Genomic DNA, 20,219 nt, shown 5'->3' on the forward strand with positions numbered 1-20,219 from the left:
AAAACGAACCCCTGCGCTTGACCCTCATGGAGAGGCGTTCCTAGAATCGCCCCCATTTTCAGCTAAGGGGAACACTGCCAATGCCGCCGGCCCCTCGAGATTGCTCCTTTCCAGCCACTATTACGCTGGGCAGGGGTCTCGCTCTTTCGCTCTGCATCATCCTGGCGGGATGCCAGAGCAACGCCAGCCTTGACGTCGAACGGACGACGCCACGCCTCGAGCTCAAGCCCCGCTTCGAACCCGATATCAGCTGGATCACCGAAACACCCGCAGCGCTCGTTCACCAGGATATCTGGGATCGCATACGGGCCGGCTTCCTGCTCGAAGACCTCGTTGACAGTCATCCGCGTATCGAGCAACAGCGCTTGCTGTTGGCCAGCCAGGCCAAATCCGTCGAGATATCCAGCGAGCGTAGCGGTCCTTATATCCACTACATCGTCGAGCGGCTCGAAGAGCGCGACATGCCTCTCGAGCTGGCGCTGCTGCCCGTCATCGAAAGCAGCTATGACCCCTTCGCCTACTCACGGGCGCACGCGGTCGGGCTCTGGCAGTTCATTCCCTCTACCGGCCTACACTTCAACCTGCGCCAGACCAGCTGGTACGATGGCCGTCGTGATATCACCGCCTCCACCGATGCGGCATTGCGTTACCTGGATTACCTGCAGGGCCTGTTCAACGGCGACTGGCTGTTGGCCCTGGCCGCCTACAACGCAGGCGAAGGCACTGTCAGCCGCGCCATCGAGCGCAACCAGCGGCTCGGCTTGCCGACCGACTACTGGAATCTCTCGCTGCCACAGGAAACCCGCAATTACGTACCCAAGCTGCTGGCGCTGTCGCAACTGGTCAAGACCCCTGAGCTCTACGACATCGACCTCAGCCCAGTGGCCGACGAGCCTTACTTCGAGGTGGTCTCGGTCAAACAGCGGCTGGACCTGGCCCGCGTGGCGAAGCTGGCCGACCTCGACGAGGACGAGCTCTATCGTCTGAATCCCGCGTTTACCCGGCGCATCACCCTCGACGGCCCCAAGCATTTGCTCGTCCCTGCGGAAAAGGCTGAGCTACTGAGCGCAGGCCTTGCCGGCATGACGGATCAGGATCTGGTCGACTGGCAACAGTACAGGGTGCGCCCCGGCGACACGCTCGGCGCCATCGCCAGCCGGCATCAGCTGAGCGTCCAGGGCATCAAGGACCTCAACCGGCTTCGCTCGAACCAGTTGAAGATCGGCCAGATGCTGACCCTGCCGATTACTGACGCGGTCGAACCGCAGCAGCAGCTGCGACAGGCGGTCGCACGCACTTCTGCGGTGCCGCAGAGCTACCGAGTCAAGCGCGGCGACAGCCTCTGGGATATTGCCCGCGCCAACAAGGTCGCCGTGCAGGACCTGCAGCGCTGGAACAACCTGTCCGGCAGCAGCCTGCGGGTTGGCCAGAGGCTGCTGGTGCAGGGACCAGCCTCCAGCCAGGCGCAGTCGAGCAAGAACCGCGACGCGGCCACCTTCTACAGGGTAAAAAAGGGCGACTCGCTGTATCTGATTGCCAAACGTTTCGGTGTCCAGCTCACCGCGCTGCAGCAGTGGAACCCGGACAACAAGGCGCTTCGGCCCGGCCAGACACTGACGCTCTACCTGCCCCGCTGACACCGGGCCTGCCGCTCCGTCGGGGTTGGACTTTTGCCATCCCAGACAAGCTGTTACTGTAGCGGGCCAGACCGAAAGCCCGTCACGTCGGGCCTGTGCGCAGGCGCGGTACGCCCGAACAAGGAAGCAGGAGGCGCCGGCCCCCACTTCGATGCAGGCCAGCCAAGCGCGGTCGTTTTCAGCCAGCCTGTAGACCTTATCTCCGCCTGATGCGACTTTTCCTACTGCTGTTCATCCTTGGTTTCGGCCTGCCCGCCCAGGCTTCCCTTACGGAAAGTCACGGCTTCGTTCAGTTCGGCGCGCTGAAATACCCGGCCAACTTCAGCCACTTCGACTGGGTGGACCCGGACGCTCCCAAGGGCGGAACTGTGCGGCTTATGTCTCTTGGTACCTTCGACACGCTCAACCCCTACACCTTCAAAGGCACCAACCCCGCTTCGAACGGCGACTTCCTGCAGCACGGGATCAATGAATTCAACGAGCCGCTGATGGTGGGTACAGGGGTTTACGATCCTTCCGGAGACGAGGCCACCTCAAGCTACGGACTGATCGCCCGAAGTGTCGAATATGCCGACAATCTCAGTTGGGTCGTATTCAACCTGCGTGAAGAAGCGCGCTTTCATGATGGCGAGCCGATCACGGCCTACGATGTAGCCTTTTCCTATCGCTTGCTCACGTCCAAGGGCCATCCCAATTTCCGCATGAATCTGCAGGGTGTCGAGCGGGTCGACATTCTCAACAGGCACCGGATCCGCTTCGTCTTCGATCATCCTGATGATGCGCTACTGATCATGCGCCTCGGTGAAATGCCGGTACTGCCTCAGCACTACTGGAAGGATCGGGATTTCGAGGCGACGACGTTCGAGCCGCCGCTAGGCAGTGGTCCCTACCGCATCACCGAAGTGCAGCCAGGCCGACGCCTGGTCTTCGAGCGGGTAAAGAACTGGTGGGGCGCCGACCTGCCCGTCAACCGCGGCAAGTACAATTATGATCGGGTCGAGGTCGAGTTCTACCGCGATGCGCTGGTGGCCTTCGAGGCGTTCAAGGCGGGAGAATTCGATTTCTTCATCGAACGGCAGGCAAAGAACTGGGCCAACGGTTACAACTTCCCGGCCGCTCGCCGTGGCGAGGTGATCCGTGCGGAAATTCCCCATGAGATTCCAACGCCCATCCAGGCCCTGTTCATCAACAGCCGTCGCCCCGCCTTCAGCGATGCCCGCGTCCGCAAGGCCTTGGGCATGATGTTCGATTTCGAATGGACCAACCGGGCGCTGTTCTACGATGCCTACGAGCGTACCCAGAGCTATTACCCGAACAGCCAGTTCAGCGCGACCGGCAAGCCCGAAGGCGCCGAATGGCTCCTGTTATCGCCGCACCGGGACAAGCTTCCTGCGCAGCTGTTTACCGAGCCTTTCAGGCTCCCACGCTCCGGGGGCCAGGGCATCCCGCGGGACACTCTGCGCCAGGCACTCGGTCTGCTCGACGAGGCAGGCTGGACGCTGTCCGAGCGCGGGCTGCACGACAGGCGCGGCCAGCCGCTGCGTATCGAAATTCTGCTGGTCAATCCGCGCCTCGAGCGCATTTTCCAGCCCTACGTGGAAAACCTCGCGCGCATCGGGATCCAGGCTCACTTGCGTACGGTGGACCGCGCGCAGTACAAACAGCGGCTGGACAACTACGATTTCGACATGATGCTCACCTCGCTGTCCCAGAGCCTCAGCCCGGGCAACGAGCAGTTACTGTATTTCCACTCCAACCAGGTCGACGTCAAGGGCGGGCGCAACTATGCCGGCATCGCCCACCCGGTCGTGGACGACCTGCTGGAAACGCTCCGAAGAGCAACCACCCGCGAAGAACAGATCGCCACCACGCGGGCCATCGATCGCGTGCTGCTGTGGAATCACTACACGATTCCCAACTGGTACATCGGCTACCATCGCCTGGCCTATCGCGATCGCTTCAACCATGTGACGACGCCGCCTTACACCTTGGGTTTGCGAGCCTGGTGGCTGAGAAGTCAGGAGAAGGCCCAATGATGATCAATGTTCGTCATCCGCTGTTGCGCATTGCGCTGCTTGCACTCGGCTGCCTGGCCGGCGCCGCCCTCGCGTCGCCAAGGCATGCGCTCACCCTGTATGGCGAGCCGCCAAAATACCCAGCTGGATTTTCACACTTCGATTATGCGAACCCGGATGCTCCCGTGGGCGGCACTCTGCGTCAGGCGGGTTTCGGCAGCTTCGACAGCCTCAACCCCTTCATCAGCAAAGGTGTTGCCGCAGATGACATCGGGCTGATCTACGACACCCTCGCCAAGGGCAGCCTCGACGAGCCGTTCAGCGTCTACGGCCTGCTGGCGGAGAAGATCGAGCCTGCGGCCGACAACAGCTGGGTGCGTTTTCACCTGAATCCGGCGGCGCGCTTTCACGACGGCGAGCCGGTGACGGCCGAGGATGTGGTATTTACCTTCAATACCCTGATCACCCAGGGCGCGCCGCAATACCGAGCCTACTACGCGGATGTCGAGCGGGTCGAAGCCGAATCCGAGCGGCGGGTACGCTTCATCTTCAAGCACAACCGCAATCGCGAGCTTCCACTGATTCTTGGCCAGCTACCAGTCCTCCCCAAGCACTGGTGGGAAGAGCGTGACTTCAACTCCGGCAACCTCGAACCTCCCCTGGGTAGCGGCCCCTATCGCGTCGAACGCGTCCAGGCTGGGCGATCCATCCGTTACACACGGGTCGAGGACTACTGGGGCAAGGATCTGCCGGTTAATCGTGGCTTCAACAATTTCCAGCACCTGGTGATCGACTACTACCGCGACAACAGCGTAGCCCTGCAGGCGTTCAAGGCGGGCCAGTTCGACTTCTGGCTCGAAAACAGTGCCAAGAACTGGGCCACGGCCTACGACATCGAAGCGGTGTTCGATGGACGCATCATCAAGGAAGAGATCGAAAACCACAGCCCCACCGGCATGCAGGGGTTCATCATGAACCTACGCCGACCATTGCTTCAGGATCGCCGGGTACGCGAGGCGCTGGGTTTGCTGTTCGACTACGAATGGACCAACCGCCAGCTGTTCAACAGTGCCTATACCCGGACCCGCAGCTATTTCGACAACTCCGAGCTCGCATCCACCGGCCTGCCGGAGGGCGAGGAGTTGAGAATCCTCGAGCCGCTGCGTGGGCAGATTCCTGAAGAAGTGTTCGAGCAGGAATTCAATCCGCCAAAGACCGATGGCAGCGGCATCATCAGGGAACAACAGCGCAAGGCCTACCGCTTGCTGACCGAGGCCGGCTGGCGAGTCGAGAACGATCGCATGGTCGACACCCAGGGTCGCCCGGTCCGGTTGGAGTTTCTGCTGGCGCAGACCGAGTTCGAGCGGGTGCTGTTGCCCTACAAGCGCAACCTTGCCGATCTGGGCATCGAGCTCGAGATCCGCCGGGTGGACGTCTCCCAATACATCAACCGGCTGCGCTCGCGTGATTTCGACATGATCGTCAGCGGTTTCGGTCAATCCAACTCACCGGGCAATGAGCAGCGCGAGTTTTGGCATTCCAGCAGTGCCGATAACCCGGGTAGCCGCAACTTCATCGGTCTGGCCGACCCGGCCATCGACACACTGGTCGAGCAACTGATCGGTGCCGACTCGCGCAAGGAGCTGGTCAACCACACCCGCGCGCTGGACCGGGTACTGCTCTGGGGCCATTACGTGGTGCCCAACTGGCATATCAGGACCTGGCGGGTCGCCTACTGGCATCACCTAGAGCATCCGGAGAGCACACCTGAAACCGACATCGGCCTGATGACCTGGTGGAAACGCCCAGCAGTACCGGTGCAGGCAGTCGACCCCGAACAGGCAGTCGATCCCATGGAAGCCGAAGGCGTGGAGCGGTAACTATGCTGGCATACATCCTGCGGCGCCTGCTGCTGATCGTTCCGACACTCTTCGGCATCCTGGTGATCAACTTCATCATCATCCAGGCCGCCCCGGGCGGGCCGGTGGAACAGGCCATCGCCCAACTGGAGGGATTCGAGGGGGCCACCAGCCGGATCGCTGGTGGCGGTTCCGAAGTAGCCACGGCAGGCACCAACTACCGCGGTGCCCAGGGTCTCGACCCGGCGCTCATCGCCGAGATCGAGCGCCAGTACGGCTTCGACAAGCCCGCCCACGAGCGCTTCTGGATCATGCTCAGCAACTACGCCAGGCTCGATTTCGGGGAGAGTTTCTTTCGAGACGCGAGGGTCACTGACCTGATCCTCGAGAAGATGCCCGTATCCATCTCCCTGGGACTCTGGAGTACGCTGATCATGTACCTGGTGTCGATCCCCCTGGGCATCGCCAAGGCCACACGCCATGGCAGCCCGTTCGATGTCTGGACCAGCTCGGTGATCATCGTCGGCTACGCGATCCCGGCGTTTCTGTTCGCCATCCTGCTGATCGTGCTGTTCGCCGGCGGCAGCTACTGGAACTGGTTTCCGCTACGCGGACTGACCTCGAACAACTTCGACGAACTGACCCTGCTGGGCAAGCTGCTGGACTACTTCTGGCACCTGGCGTTGCCGGTCACCGCACTGGTGATCGGCAATTTCGCCACCCTGACGCTGCTCACCAAGAACAGCTTTCTCGACGAGATCAACAAGCAATACGTGACCACCGCGCGAGCCAAGGGCCTCAGCCGGCATCGGGTGCTCTATGGACATGTGTTCCGCAACGCCATGCTGATCATCATTGCCGGCTTTCCAGCCGCGTTCATCGGCATGTTCTTTACCGGCTCGCTGCTGATCGAGGTGATCTTCTCCCTGGATGGCCTTGGCCTGCTGAGCTTCGAGGCGGCGATAAACCGGGACTACCCGGTGGTCTTCGGCACCCTGTTCCTGTTCACACTGCTGGGGCTTGTGGTCAAGCTCATCGGGGACCTCACCTACACCCTTGTCGACCCCCGTATCGACTTCGAAAGCAGGGAGAGCTGAACGGATGCCGATGTCTCCGATCAATCAGCGGCGGCTGGCCCTGTTCAAGGCGAACAAGCGAGGCTACTGGTCGCTGTGGATTTTTCTCGTGCTGTTCGTGCTGAGCCTGGGCGCCGAAATCATCGCCAACGACAAACCCATCGTCGTGCGTTACGACGGCGAATGGTTCTTTCCTGTCTTCAAACGCTACCCGGAAACCGTGTTTGGCGGTGAGTTTCCGCTCCAGGCCAACTACAAGAGCCCCTATATCCAGGAACTGATTACCGAGCGCGACGGCTGGATGCTCTGGCCGCCGATTCCCTTCAGCTATTCGAGCATCAACTACGATCTCCAGGTCCCGGCACCCGCACCGCCTTCGATGGCCAACCTGCTGGGCACTGACGACCAGGGTCGGGACGTGCTGGCGCGGGTAATCTACGGCTTTCGCATCTCGGTGCTGTTTGCCCTGACGCTCACTCTTATCAGCTCGGTCATCGGAATCGCGGCCGGCGCGCTGCAAGGCTTCTACGGGGGCTGGGTTGACCTGGTCGGCCAGCGGCTGCTGGAGATCTGGTCCGGGCTGCCGGTTCTCTACCTGCTGATCATCCTGGCGAGCTTCGTGCAGCCCAACTTCTGGTGGCTGCTGGGCATCATGCTGCTGTTCTCCTGGATGTCGCTGGTGGATGTGGTCCGCGCCGAGTTTCTCCGCGGTCGCAATCTGGAATATGTGCGGGCCGCTCGCGCCCTGGGCATGCAGAACGGCGCAATCATGTTTCGCCACATCCTCCCCAACGCCATGGTCTCCACCCTCACCTTCCTGCCGTTCATCCTGACCGGCGCCATCGGCACCCTGACCGCGCTGGACTTCCTCGGTTTCGGCCTGCCACCAGGATCACCCTCGCTCGGCGAACTGGTGGCCCAGGGCAAGGCCAACCTGCAGGCGCCCTGGCTGGGTATCTCAGCCTTTGCCGTCCTGGCCTTGATGCTGACGCTGCTGGTATTTGTCGGCGAGGCGACTCGCGATGCCTTCGACCCAAGGAAATAAGATGACCGAGACCCTGATCGAAGTGCGCAATCTCGACGTCGAATTCATCAGCGGCGATCGTGTCCAGCGTGTGGTGGAGGGTGTCAGCTTCGATATCCGCAAAGGCGAAACCCTGGCCATCGTCGGCGAAAGCGGCTCCGGAAAATCGGTAAGCGCACACTCCATCCTGCGCCTCCTGCCCTACCCGCTGGCGCGCCACCCCGGCGGCGAAATCCTTTATCAGGGCAAGGACCTGCTCCAGTCGGACGAAAAGCACATGCGCACGCTGCGCGGCAACCGGATCGCCATGGTTTTCCAGGAACCCATGACCTCCCTCAACCCGCTCCACAGCATCGGGCGACAGATCACCGAAGTGCTGTCGCTGCACAAGGGTATGCGCGGCAAGGCTGCGGAGGAGCGCACGCTCGAACTGCTTGAACTCGTCGGCATACCGGAACCACGCAAGCGCCTTCGCGCCTATCCTCACGAGCTGTCTGGCGGCCAGCGCCAGCGGGTGATGATCGCCATGGCCCTGGCCAACGAACCCGAGCTCCTGATCGCGGACGAGCCGACCACCGCCCTGGACGTCACCGTGCAGTTGAAAATCCTGGAATTGCTCAAGGATCTTCAGGCACGCCTGGGCATGGCCCTGCTCCTCATCAGCCACGACCTGAATCTTGTGCGGCGAATTGCGCACCGCGTCTGCGTCATGCAACAGGGCCGCGTCGTGGAACTTGCCGACAGCGAGCAATTGTTCCAGGCGCCTGAACATCCCTACACCCGGGAGCTGCTGGCCGCCGAACCCAGCGGTGGACCGGTGCCAGCCGCAGCTGCCGAGCCGATGCTGGAGGTGAAGGATCTGCGGGTCTGGTTTCCCATCAAGAAAGGGCTTCTGCGACGTACCCTCGACCACGTCAAGGCGGTCGACGGCCTCAGCTTCAGCTTGCCCAAGGGCCAGACCCTTGGGATCGTCGGTGAAAGTGGCTCCGGCAAGTCCACCCTGGGGCTGGCGATCCTCCGTCTGATCGGCAGCCAGGGCGACATCCGCTTCCAGGGCAAGCCCCTGCAAGGGCTGTCGCAAGCACAGGTCCGGCCGTTCCGCCGGCAGATGCAGGTGGTGTTCCAGGATCCATTCGGCAGCCTCAGCCCGCGCATGTCGGTCTCGGAAATCATCGGCGAGGGCATGCGCATCCACAGGCTGGGTACGGCGGCCGAACAGGAACAGGCTATCATCGACGCCCTGGGGGAAGTGGGATTGGACCCGGATACCCGGCACCGCTACCCCCACGAGTTTTCGGGTGGCCAGCGGCAGCGGATCGCCATCGCGCGAGCGCTGGTGCTCAAGCCGGACCTGATCCTGCTGGACGAGCCGACCTCCGCACTGGACCGTACCGTACAGCGTCAGGTGGTCGAACTCTTGCGCAACCTGCAGGCGAAACACAACCTGACGTACCTGTTCATCAGCCACGATCTGGCCGTGGTCAAGGCGCTCAGCCACCAGTTGATGGTGGTACGCCATGGTCAGGTCGTGGAGCATGGCGCGGCGGATACCATCTTTGCAGCGCCCCAGCATCCGTATACACAGCAATTGCTCGAGTCCGCCTTTCTGGCCCCGGCAATTGCAGCACAACCAGAAGAGGGAAAGACACATGGGTTTTCTTAGCGGTAAGCGGGCATTGATCGTTGGTGTTGCCAGCAAACTGTCCATTGCCTCCGGTATTGCCGCAGCCATGCACCGTGAAGGCGCGGAGCTGGCTTTCACCTACCAGAACGAAAAGTTGAAGAATCGCGTCGAGGAGTTTGCCAGCGGCTGGGGCTCGGGCCCGGAATTGTGCTTTCCATGTGACGTGGCCAATGACGAGGACATCGCCAAGGTATTCGAAGCGTTGAGCCAGAAGTGGGACGGCCTGGACATCATCGTGCACTCGGTCGGTTTCGCACCCGGTGATCAGCTCAACGGAGACTTCACCGACGTCACGACCCGCGAGGGCTTCCGTATCGCCCACGACATCAGCGCCTACAGCTTCGTGGCCCTGGCCAAGGCCGGCCGGCCGATGATGAACGGGCGCAACGGCAGCCTTCTGACCCTGTCCTACCTCGGCGCCGAGCGCACCATGCCCAACTACAACGTGATGGGCATGGCCAAGGCCAGCCTGGAGGCGGGCGTTCGCTACCTGGCCGGCAGCCTGGGTCCGGAAGGTACACGGGTCAACGCCATTTCGGCCGGTCCGATCCGCACCCTTGCCGCCTCCGGTATCGCCAGCTTCCGCAAGATGCTTGCCGCCAACGAGCGCCAGACGCCTCTGCGCCGCAACGTGACCATCGACGAAGTGGGTAATGCTGGCGCGTTTCTCTGCTCGGACCTGGCGTCCGGCATCAGCGGCGAAATCCTGTACGTGGATGGCGGGTTCAACACCACCGCCATGGGCTCGCTGGAAGAATAAGCCGCCGCCAGACATGAAAAAACCCGCATCGCTGCGGGTTTTTTGTACGCGGAGAATCAGTTGCGCTCGATTTTGGCGTTCGAGCGCAGCTCGTTCATGAACGCCGCAAAATCCTGCTGCCCCGCTCGCGACGCCAGGAAGCGACGATAGTCGGGTCGCTGTTCGTCATCCAGCACGGATGGCTGGTCATTGACGCCAAGCAATCTGACGACCGCGTAGCTACCATCACCGAGCACCAGGCCGCCATGGCTCGGCGAACCCGCCTGAGCAGGACGCGGCATGCGGAACACCTGCTGCAGCACCGCAGGGTCGATGCCATCCTGGTTACGGCTGGCGGCTTCTAGCCGCTGCCAGGGACGATCCAGCGCCGCGCCTTCACGCAGTTGCGCCAGCACTGCTTCGCCTTCGCTGCGTGCCTGCTCGGTCGCCTTGGAACGCCGCAACTGTGCCTCGATCCGCTCTGCTACCTCTTCCAATGGCAGCACCTGGGGGCGCTGGTGTTCCCGCACGCGAAGGATCACTGCGGTTTCGGTATCGAGCTCGATCAGTTCGCTATTGGCCCCTTCAATCAGCACCAGTTCGCTAAACGCCGCCTGTACGAACTGACGGTTTGCAGCCAGACCCTCGCCTCCCTCGCGACTGAACGGACCCGCGGTCAGCACCTCAAGCCCCATCTCTTCAGCCGGCTGCTCCAGGTCGGCAGATTCGTAAGCGGCGCCTTCCAGGCGCTTGCTCGCCTCGACGAAACGCTGCTCGACCTGCTCGGCACGAATCTGCCTTTCGAGTTCCAGCCGTACCGTCTCGAGTGCCGGGATTTCCGGCGCCTGGACTCCCAGCAGCTGGATCAGGTGCCAGCCGAACTCGGTCCGCACAGGCTCTGACACTTCCTCTTCGCTCAGGGCATAGAGGGCATCTTCGAACTCCTGGTCATAGACACCAGGCCCTGCATAGCCGAGGTCACCACCTTCATCCGCCGACCCGGCATCCTGCGACAGCTCACGCGCGAGTTCGGCAAAGTCCTCGCCCTGCTCCAGTCGCTGGCGAATGGCTTCAACCTGCGCACGCGCATCAGCGTCACTGACATCGCCATCGGTCTCGACAAGAATATGCGCGGCGCGACGCTGTTCGGCCAGATTGGCGATCTGCCGGCGATATAGCGCTTCGACCTGGGCTTCGTCCACTTCTACCTGATCGAAGAAGTCATTCTTGCGCAGCGCAACATATTCGACCAGCACCTGCTCAGGGCTGCGGAAGCGTTCCTGATTGGCCTCGTAGTACTGCTGTATCTCCTCTTCGTTCACCTCGACAGTTGCCGGGTCCGCCTGCACCATCAGCATTTCGAAGTCGCGCGTCTGTGCCTCCAGGCGGACAAAGGCTTCGATCTGCTGATCAGTGACGAATCCTGACCCTGCAATACCAGCCCTGAGCTGACCGATCAGCATCTCCTGCTCAAGCAGTTCACGGAACTGCATGCGGCTGTAACCGAGACGCTGAATGACCTGATCGAAGCGATTGGCGTCGAAACGGCCATTAACCTGGAATTCCGGCGTCTGCAGAATGATCTGGTCCAGGGCGCCCTGGGAATAGGCGAACCGGGCATCGCGCGTGGCCTGCAACAGCAGGGTGCGATCGATCAGGCCAGTAAGCGCCGACTCACGCAGCAGGTTCTCGTTCAGCATACCGGGATCGAAGTCTCCGCCGAGCTGCTGGAGCAACTGATTGCGCTGCATGCTGACAGCCTGCTCGAGGTCCCGCTGGGTAATGGGCTCGCCGTTGACCTCTGCCACGTCCCGGCCACTGCCAGAAGGCCCGAAGATGGCCTCGACGCCAGTGAATGCGAGAAGCACAACGATGATCCCGATGATCGTCTTGGCTATCCAGCCTTGCGAATTGTCCCTGATGTTTTGGAGCATGAGTCCCCCTGGACACTGCGGCAGGCGATTCTGCGGCAGCGCATTATCCAGATAAAAGAAAGGCGCATCCAGGGATGCGCCTTTCTAGAATGTTTCAATATCCGGGTGATTCCGAATACAGCGACGCTCAGTTCACGGCGTCTTTCAGCGCCTTGCCTGCTTTGAAGCCGGGGATCTTGGCTGCTTCGATGTTGATCGGGTTGCCGGTTTGCGGGTTGCGACCGGTCCGGGCAGCACGCTCCTTGACCGCAAAAGTACCGAAACCAACCAGTACTACCGAATCACCGGTTTTCAGCGCATCGGTGACGGATTCGATCATCGCGTCAAGCGCACGGCCCGCAATGGCCTTCGGGATATCAGCAGATGCGGCGATGGCGTCGATCAGTTCCGATTTGTTCACTCTAGAATCCCCTTATTCCTGTTGAGTCATATTGAATATACGGTGTTAAACATAAAGCGGTGCCGAACCGCAGCGGCAGGCTGGTAATGGATGGACCAGAAAACCTGCCTTTAATGCCGTCCGGCTAATGCGTACTGATTCGCTCCTTGGAATCAGACTCACGATTCTCATCCTTTGCGACAATCTCGGGAGCCGCGTCAGGCAAGGGCTCCGGCGCGTATTGCAGCGCAATTTGGAGGACCTCGTCAATCCACTTGACAGGCTTAATCTCCAGATCCTGCTTGATGTTTTCCGGAATTTCCTTGAGATCACGCTTGTTCTCTTCGGGGATGATGACGGTTTTGATACCGCCCCGGTGAGCCGCGAGCAGTTTTTCCTTCAATCCCCCGATGGCGAGCACTTGACCACGGAGCGTGATTTCTCCGGTCATGGCCACATCGGCCCGCACCGGTATCTGGGTTAGCGCCGAGACCAGTGCGGTCGCCATGCCGATACCCGCACTGGGCCCGTCCTTCGGCGTCGCGCCTTCAGGCACATGGATATGTATATCACGGCGCTCCAGTTCCTCGACATTGATCCCCAGACTGGCTCCCCGACTGCGTACCACGGTCAGCGCTGCGGTAATGGACTCACCCATGACATCGCCAAGTGAACCGGTCTTGGTCATCCGGCCTTTACCCGGGACCACGGCCGATTCGATGGTAAGCAATTCGCCACCGACCTGGGTCCAGGCCAGCCCCGTCACCTGACCGATCTGATCCTGCTGCTCGGCGAGGCCGTAGCGGAACTTGCGAACGCCCAGAAAGTGCTCGAGGGAGTCATCCGACACCACCGCCTTGGCATTTTTTTCCAGCGCATGCTCCTTGACCACCTTGCGGCATACCTTGGCGATCTGTCGCTCGAGGCTGCGTACTCCTGCTTCACGGGTGTAATAGCGGATCATGTCGCGGAAGGCGCTGCCATCGAACAGGATCTCGCCCTTCTTCAGGCCGTTCGCCGCGATCTGCTTCGGTGCCAGGTAGCGATTGGCGATGTTGATCTTCTCGTCCTCGGTGTAGCCAGGAAGACGGATGATCTCCATACGGTCCAGCAGGGGCGCTGGGATGTTCATCGAATTGGCGGTACAGACGAACATCACATCCGAGAGGTCGTAATCGACCTCAAGGTAATGATCATTGAAATTGTGATTCTGTTCCGGATCGAGCACCTCGAGCAGCGCGGAAGCGGGATCGCCACGCATGTCGCTGCTCATCTTGTCGATCTCGTCCAGCAGGAACAACGGATTGCGCACGCTGACCTTTGCCATCTTCTGGATCAACCGGCCCGGCATCGAGCCGATATAGGTTCTACGGTGCCCGCGGATCTCCGCCTCGTCACGAACGCCGCCGAGCGCCATGCGAATGAATTTGCGGTTGGTCGCGCGTGCAATCGACTCGGCCAGGGAAGTCTTGCCGACCCCAGGAGGCCCCACGAGGCAGAGCACCGGGCCCTTGAGCTTCTTGACCCGCTTCTGCACCGCAAGGTATTCGAGAATGCGATCCTTCACCTCTTCCAGGCCGTAGTGGTCGGCGTCAAGGATGTCTTCTGCCTTGGCGAGATCCAGGCGAACCTTGCTTGCCTGTTTCCATGGCACATTGACCAGCCAGTCGATGTACGAGCGCACTACAGTCGCCTCGGCAGACATTGGCGACATCTGCTTGAGCTTGTTCAGCTCGGCCTGAGCCTTGGCATAGGCGTCCTTGCTCATGCCGGCTTCTTCTATGCGGCGCTTGAGCTCATCGACTTCATTGTGGCCTTCGTCGATATCCCCCAGCTCTTTTTGAATGGCTTTCATCTGCTCATTCAGGTAGTACTCGCGCTGGCTGCGCTCCATTTGCTTCTTGACCCGGCCACGGATGCGCTTTTCCACTTGCAGCAGATCGATCTCGCCGTCCAGCAACGACAGCACATGCTCGACACGCTCGGCCAGATCGGTGATTTCGAGGATCTGCTGCTTCTGCTCGATCTTGAGCGCCATATGCGCAGCCATGGTGTCCACCAACCGCGCGGCATCGTCGATGCCGGTCAGCGAGCTCAGCACCTCGGCGGGTACCTTCTTGCCAAGCTGTACATACTGTTCGAACTGGCTCAGCAGGCTACGCACGAACACCTCGGCTTCCCGTGCTGCCACCTCGCTTTCATCGATAAGAGCGACTTCGGCGCGGCAGTGGTTCTCGCCATCGGCAAAACGCTCGATAACGCCGCGCTGTTCGCCTTCGACCAGCACTTTAACCGTGCCATCAGGCAACTTGAGCAGCTGCAGAACAGTTGCCACCGTTCCCACTCGATAGAGGGCGTCCTCACCGGGGTCGTCATCAGCCGGGTTCTTCTGGGCCAACAGCAGGATCTGCTTGTCGCCCATCATCGCTGACTCCAACGCCTCGATCGACTTCTCGCGGCCGACGAAGAGTGGGATCACCATGTGCGGATAGACCACCACATCACGCAGCGGCAGGAGAGGCAATTCGATGGTTGTCTTCATAATTCAGCTTCACCCGTTGCCGTTAAACGATAAAAAGCACCTGTCGGTAAGATGGCGGCATAGCCTCCAAAAAACAAGCGCCATGAAAATGCGAAAGGGCCCGGAGGCCCTTGCATCAAGCGTCTGGCGCCGCCTTTGCGGGCGGTTCATTGCTCTCGTAAATCAACAGCGGCTTGGACGTCCCCTCGATGACGCTCTCGTCGATAACCACTTTGCTCACATCCTTCTGGGATGGGATGTCGTACATGGTTTCGAGCAGAACACCTTCAAGAATCGATCGCAGGCCGCGAGCCCCGGTCTTCCGCTCCAGGGCGCGTTTGGCGACTGCCTTCAGCGCATCGGTACGGAACTCGAGCTCCACATCTTCCATGTCGAACAATCGGCCATACTGTTTGGTAAGCGCATTCTTGGGTTCGGTAAGAATCTGGATCAGTGCAGCCTCGTCGAGTTCCTCCAGCGTCGCCACAACGGGCAAACGGCCGACGAACTCGGGAATCAACCCGAACTTGACCAGATCATCGGGCTCGACCGCCTTCAGCGATTCGCCGATCTTCTTGCCTTCTTCCTGGCTACGCACCTCGGCATTGAAGCCGATGCCGCCTTTGGTGGAGCGATTCTGGATGACCTTTTCGAGGCCAGAGAAAGCGCCGCCGCAGATGAACAGGATGTTGCGCGTGTCGACCTGCAGGAATTCCTGCTGTGGGTGCTTGCGCCCCCCCTGTGGCGGTACCGAGGCCACAGTGCCTTCGATAAGCTTCAGCAGGGCCTGCTGAACCCCTTCACCGGACACGTCGCGCGTGATCGACGGGTTGTCGGACTTACGTGAAATCTTGTCGATCTCGTCGATGTAGACGATGCCCATCTGGGCCTTCTCGACATCGTAGTCGCACTTCTGCAACAGCTTCTGGATGATGTTCTCGACATCTTCGCCCACGTAGCCCGCCTCGGTGAGGGTCGTCGCGTCGGCGATGGTGAACGGCACGTTGAGCAAGCGAGCAAGCGTTTCCGCCAGCAAGGTCTTGCCCGAACCGGTCGGCCCGATCAGGAGAATGTTGCTCTTGCCCAGTTCGACGTCGTCTTTCTTGTCACGTTGGTTCAAGCGCTTGTAGTGGTTGTACACCGCTACTGCCAGGATCTTCTTGGCACGCACCTGACCAATGACGTATTGATCGAGGATGCCGCTGATCTCCCGAGGGGTGGGCAATTTGTGCTGGCTGCTCTCGGTCTGTGCTTCCTGCACCTCCTCGCGGATGATGTCATTGCACAGGTCGACGCATTCGTCACAGATGAAGACAGAGGGACCGGCAATCAGCTTGCGTACTTCGTGCTGGCTTTTGCCGCAAAAAGAGCAGTAAAGCAGTTTGCCAGTGTCCTCGCCGTTGCGGGTATCTGTCATTGATCGTTCCAAATCGGAAAGGCTTGGAAAACAAGATGAAGGTATTCGTGGGCTTTTTCAAGCCCACGGAACGCCCGGATATCGCCGGTCAGCTCGCCAACTGGCGGTGGGTGAGGACCTGATCGATGAGGCCATACTTGGCAGCGTCTTCACCATTCATGAAATTGTCGCGATCGGTATCGCGCGCAATCACATCGATGGGCTGCCCGGTATGCTTGGCCAGGACACTGTTCAAGCGCTCGCGGATGGTGAGGATTTCCCGCGCGTGAATCTCGATGTCGGACGCCTGCCCCTGGAACCCGCCCAGTGGCTGGTGGATCATCATGCGCGAGTGCGGAAGGCAGTAACGCTTGCCAGCCGCGCCCCCGGCCAGCAGCAGCGCACCCATACTGCAGGCCTGGCCGATGCAGATGGTGGAAACGTCAGGCTTGATGAACTGCATCGTGTCGTAGATCGACATGCCTGCCGTCACCGAACCGCCCGGCGAGTTGATGTACAGGTGAATGTCCTTCTCGGGGTTCTCGGCTTCCAGAAACAGCAGCTGAGCCACGATCAGGTTGGCCATATAATCCTCAACCTGGCCGACCATGAAGATGACTCGCTCACGCAGCAGACGAGAATAGATATCGTAGGCACGCTCACCACGAGCGGACTGCTCCACCACCATTGGAACCAAGCCGCCTGCGGCCTGAATGTCCGGAAATTGCATCATCGAAGTCGGGGACATTTTCAGCGTTTACTCCCTTATGCATGCCTGAAAAACATAAGCCAGCTCGAGGCTGGCTTATGTCTGTGCGTAAACGAGAAGAAGTGGATCAACCCGCTTGCGGAGCCTCCGCAGGCTTCACGGCTTCTTCATACGAGACTGATGTGTCGGTCACTTTAGCCTGCTGCAGGACAGTATCCACAACTTGTTCTTCGAGCACAACCGAGCGGACCTCGTTCATCTGCTCGCTGTTCTGGTAATACCAGGCCACCACTTGCTCGGGCTCCTGATAAGCCGAGGCCATGTCCTCGATCAGCTCTCGGACGCGGTTTTCATCGGCCTTGAGCTCTTTCTGCCTGACCACCTCGGCAACCACCAGGCCCAAGGCGACACGGCGCTTGGCCTGCTCTTCGAACAGTTCAGCTGGCAGCTGCTCGGGCTTCACATTGCCACCGAACTGCTGCACAGCCTGAACGCGCAGACGATCGACTTCATTGCTGATGAGCGCCTTGGGCACTTCAATGGCGTTGGTCTGGATCAGACCTTCCATGACCTGGTTCTTCACCTTGCTCTTGATAGCCTGGCGGAGTTCACGCTCCATGTTCTGGCGAACTTCAGCACGGAATGCATCCACACCCCCTTCCTGAACGCCGAACAAGGCGAAGAACTCCTCGTTGAGCTCCGGTAGCTTGGCTTCGGCAACGCTTTTCACGGTCACGGTGAACTCGGCAGTCTTGCCGGCCAGATCGAGGTTCTGGTAGTCCTCCGGGAATGTAGGAGTGATGACGCGCTCTTCGCCCGCCCCGGCACCGACCAGCCCATCTTCGAAGCCCGGAATCATGCGGCCCGAGCCGAGAACGAGGTTGACACCTTCGGCGGAACCGCCGGCAAAGGCCTCGCCGTCGATCTTGCCGACGAAATCGATGGTCACCTGGTCATCGATAGCCGCTTCGCGCTCGACCGCTTCGTAACGGGTGTTCTGCTTGCGCAGCGTGTCCAGCATCTTGTCGACGTCAGCCTCGGTGACTTCAGCCTGCAAACGCTCCACTTCGATACCCTCGAAGCCGGCAACCTGGATTTCAGGGAAGACTTCAAAGGTCGCGACGTATTCGAGATCCTTGCCCTTCTCGAAGGTCTTGGGCTCGACCGCGGGCGCACCAGCGGGGTTCAGCTTCTCGGACGCAACCGCTTCGTAATAGGTAGCCTGAATAAGGTCGCCCAGGACTTCCTGGCGAGCGGAAGCCTCGTAACGCTGACGGATCACGCTCATTGGAACCTTGCCCGGACGGAAGCCTGGGATCTTCGCTCGGCTGGCGGTCTGCTGCAGACGCTTGTTGACTTCGGTCTCGATGCGCTCGGCCGGTACGCCGATAGTCATGCGGCGCTCGAGAGCGGAGGTGCTTTCTACAGAAACTTGCATGGATAATCCTCGTTGCACAGACATAAGCCGGGCGTTCCGGCCCCAGAATGGGCGAGCATTCTAGTGGCTCGAATGACAGAAGTCACCCTGCCCGCAGACTGCGCCGACAAAGCTGAGGCTCGAGGTATCCTAAGGACTGAGGCAGGGTGAATACGGGCAGACCGATTCAATGAAGCCAGAGGCGAAAACAGGAGGAAGCGGGAAGACCGTGCTGGCAGCCTGCCTGAGAAAGTGATCCGGAGGTGGTGCGGACGGAGAGACTCGAACTCTCACACCTTGCGGCACTGGAACCTAAATCCAGCGTGTCTACCAATTCCACCACGTCCGCCCGGAACTCTTGAAACGCAAACGCCAGGTATAGACCTGGCGTTTGGAAAATATGGGGTGGACGATGGGGATCGAACCCACGACACCAGGAGCCACAATCCTGTGCTCTACCAACTGAGCTACGCCCACCATATCTTACTGCTTGTACCAGACGCCAAATGGCGCACCCGGCAGGACTCGAACCTGCGACCATCCGCTTAGAAGGCGGATGCTCTATCCAGCTGAGCTACGGGCGCTTTCTTCTGTGCTAAGCGCAGATCAAGCTCCCGGCTTCGTGGATACTCACGAAAGCCACTCTAGCCAGCAACTCGCTGTGCTCGACAAGCGGGGCGAATCTTATAGGCGAGACCAGAAAGCGTCAACAGTATTTTAAAAAAATCTCTGCAATTCAAAGGGGTTACATTGATCGAGCCGGCGCTGCCTTTGCCTCACTGGCGCACCATGAGAGAATGACGGTCCTTTTTCCACCCCTTTCCGATGGTTTCAGAGCGCCATGACCGCACAACTGATCGATGGCAAATCGATTGCTGCCAGTATCCGCCAGCACATTGCCCAACGAGTCGCAGAGCGCCAGCGCGAGGGCCTACGGGCGCCGGGCCTGGCAGTGATTCTGGTGGGAAGCGATCCGGCTTCGCAGGTATATGTCGCGCACAAGCGCAAAGACTGTGAAGAAGTCGGTTTCGTTTCTGTAGCGCATGACCTCCCAGCGGAGACCGGACAGGATCAGTTGCTGGAGCTGATCGACCAGCTCAACGAGGACAAGGCCATCGACGGCATTCTTGTGCAGTTGCCCCTGCCCCGCCATTTCGACACCTCGCTTCTGCTTGAGCGCATTCGCCCCGACAAGGACGTCGATGGCTTCCACCCCTACAACGTAGGCCGCCTCGCGCAGCGCATGCCGCTGCTGCGTCCCTGCACGCCCAAAGGCGTCATGACGCTCCTGCAGAGCACGGACGCCGATCTGTACGGACTGGATGCGGTGGTGGTGGGCGCTTCGAACATCGTGGGCAGACCCATGGCTCTCGAGCTACTCCTCGCTGGGTGTACGGTGACGGTGACCCATCGCTTCACCAAGGGTCTGGAGGATCACGTTCGCCGTGCCGATCTTCTGGTCGTGGGGACCGGCATTGCCGGACTGGTGAAGGGCGACTGGATCAAGCCGGGCGCGATCGTCATCGACGTGGGCATCAACCGCCAGGCGGACGGACGCCTGGTCGGTGACGTCGAATACGCGCCCGCAGCGCAACGCGCCGGTTGGATCACGCCGGTACCCGGCGGTGTCGGCCCCATGACCCGGGCATGCCTTCTGGAAAACACGCTTTACGCCGCGGAACAACTGCACCGGTAAGGCAGCAGGGAAAGCCGCTGGAGGTGACGGAATTCGCCTCGACACGGCTACGGTGGGCCGAAGCCCACCATAGCTGGAACGACGTCGTTTCAACCGCCTCTCGCCCCGCTCTCCAGCCTCAGCGCTCCTGGTC

At 60.5% G+C, this 20,219-nt stretch carries 14 protein-coding genes and 3 tRNA genes; 8 read left to right on the forward strand and 9 right to left on the reverse strand.

The features are described 5' to 3' along the window. Nucleotides 1-80: 80 nt before the first annotated feature. The 7 genes from ACFOMF_RS06065 to fabI all read left to right on the forward strand — a co-directional run bounded on the left by ACFOMF_RS06065 (nucleotide 81) and on the right by fabI (nucleotide 10,055). The gene (locus tag ACFOMF_RS06065) at nucleotides 81-1,637 is read left to right on the forward strand and encodes a lytic transglycosylase domain-containing protein (protein WP_386362304.1); all 1,557 of its coding nucleotides are present in this window, start codon (nucleotides 81-83) and stop codon (nucleotides 1,635-1,637) included. 209 nt (nucleotides 1,638-1,846) lie between these two features. Continuing rightward, nucleotides 1,847-3,673: an extracellular solute-binding protein gene (locus ACFOMF_RS06070; RefSeq protein ID WP_386362307.1), complete on the forward strand. Its 1,827-nt coding sequence runs from the start codon at nucleotides 1,847-1,849 to the stop codon at nucleotides 3,671-3,673. After that, nucleotides 3,670-5,532, forward strand: coding sequence for an extracellular solute-binding protein (locus ACFOMF_RS06075; protein ID WP_386362310.1), 1,863 nt, complete (start codon nucleotides 3,670-3,672; stop codon nucleotides 5,530-5,532). Before ACFOMF_RS06070 ends, ACFOMF_RS06075 begins: the two co-directional genes overlap by 4 nt. Before the next feature lie 2 nt (nucleotides 5,533-5,534). Then, nucleotides 5,535-6,608 carry a microcin C ABC transporter permease YejB gene (locus tag ACFOMF_RS06080; RefSeq protein ID WP_386362313.1) on the forward strand — a complete coding sequence of 358 codons (1,074 nt, stop codon included), beginning with the start codon at nucleotides 5,535-5,537 and terminating at the stop codon, nucleotides 6,606-6,608. A 4-nt stretch (nucleotides 6,609-6,612) separates the two neighbouring features. Next, nucleotides 6,613-7,632, forward strand: coding sequence for an ABC transporter permease (locus tag ACFOMF_RS06085; protein WP_386362316.1), 1,020 nt, complete (start codon nucleotides 6,613-6,615; stop codon nucleotides 7,630-7,632). A gap of 1 nt (nucleotide 7,633) precedes the next feature. Further along, complete coding sequence (locus ACFOMF_RS06090) at nucleotides 7,634-9,274, forward strand: ABC transporter ATP-binding protein (RefSeq protein WP_386362319.1); 1,641 nt, start codon at nucleotides 7,634-7,636, stop codon at nucleotides 9,272-9,274. Then, nucleotides 9,261-10,055, forward strand: coding sequence for an enoyl-ACP reductase FabI (gene fabI / locus ACFOMF_RS06095; RefSeq protein ID WP_386362322.1), 795 nt, complete (start codon nucleotides 9,261-9,263; stop codon nucleotides 10,053-10,055). Before ACFOMF_RS06090 ends, fabI begins: the two co-directional genes overlap by 14 nt. Nucleotides 10,056-10,111: 56 nt before the next feature. On the opposite strand, the gene ACFOMF_RS06100 is transcribed toward fabI, so the two are convergent. From ACFOMF_RS06100 to ACFOMF_RS06140, 9 genes are all read right to left on the reverse strand, one after another. Next, complete coding sequence (locus ACFOMF_RS06100) at nucleotides 10,112-11,968, reverse strand: SurA N-terminal domain-containing protein (protein WP_386362325.1); 1,857 nt, start codon at nucleotides 11,966-11,968, stop codon at nucleotides 10,112-10,114. A 127-nt stretch (nucleotides 11,969-12,095) separates the two neighbouring features. Continuing rightward, nucleotides 12,096-12,368, reverse strand: a complete 273-nt coding sequence (locus ACFOMF_RS06105; RefSeq protein WP_386362328.1) for an HU family DNA-binding protein — start codon at nucleotides 12,366-12,368, stop codon at nucleotides 12,096-12,098. A 124-nt stretch (nucleotides 12,369-12,492) separates the two neighbouring features. After that, entirely contained in the window at nucleotides 12,493-14,889 is a 2,397-nt protein-coding gene (gene lon / locus ACFOMF_RS06110; protein ID WP_386362331.1) for an endopeptidase La, read from the reverse strand. A gap of 115 nt (nucleotides 14,890-15,004) precedes the next feature. Further along, a complete protein-coding gene (gene clpX, locus ACFOMF_RS06115) occupies nucleotides 15,005-16,285 on the reverse strand; it encodes an ATP-dependent Clp protease ATP-binding subunit ClpX (RefSeq protein WP_386362334.1) in 1,281 nt (426 codons plus the stop codon). Between the two features lie 88 nt (nucleotides 16,286-16,373). Then, nucleotides 16,374-16,994 (reverse strand): ATP-dependent Clp endopeptidase proteolytic subunit ClpP, encoded by a 621-nt coding sequence (clpP, locus tag ACFOMF_RS06120; protein ID WP_386362736.1) that lies wholly within the window; start codon nucleotides 16,992-16,994, stop codon nucleotides 16,374-16,376. A 106-nt stretch (nucleotides 16,995-17,100) separates the two neighbouring features. Continuing rightward, on the reverse strand, nucleotides 17,101-18,411 hold the full coding sequence (tig, locus tag ACFOMF_RS06125; RefSeq protein ID WP_386362337.1) for a trigger factor: 1,311 nt from the start codon (nucleotides 18,409-18,411) through the stop codon (nucleotides 17,101-17,103). Between the two features lie 243 nt (nucleotides 18,412-18,654). After that, nucleotides 18,655-18,739: transfer RNA gene (locus ACFOMF_RS06130), tRNA-Leu, on the reverse strand. 52 nt (nucleotides 18,740-18,791) lie between these two features. Then, nucleotides 18,792-18,867 (reverse strand) — tRNA-His (locus ACFOMF_RS06135). A 30-nt stretch (nucleotides 18,868-18,897) separates the two neighbouring features. Further along, nucleotides 18,898-18,974, reverse strand: a tRNA-Arg gene (locus ACFOMF_RS06140). 257 nt (nucleotides 18,975-19,231) lie between these two features. Here ACFOMF_RS06140 and folD point away from each other — a divergent pair. Next, nucleotides 19,232-20,086, forward strand: a complete 855-nt coding sequence (gene folD, locus ACFOMF_RS06145; protein ID WP_386362340.1) for a bifunctional methylenetetrahydrofolate dehydrogenase/methenyltetrahydrofolate cyclohydrolase FolD — start codon at nucleotides 19,232-19,234, stop codon at nucleotides 20,084-20,086. The last annotated feature ends 133 nt before the right edge of the window (nucleotides 20,087-20,219 follow it).

Source organism: Stutzerimonas tarimensis (assembly GCF_042648805.1).
Taxonomy (GTDB): domain Bacteria; phylum Pseudomonadota; class Gammaproteobacteria; order Pseudomonadales; family Pseudomonadaceae; genus Azomonas; species Azomonas tarimensis.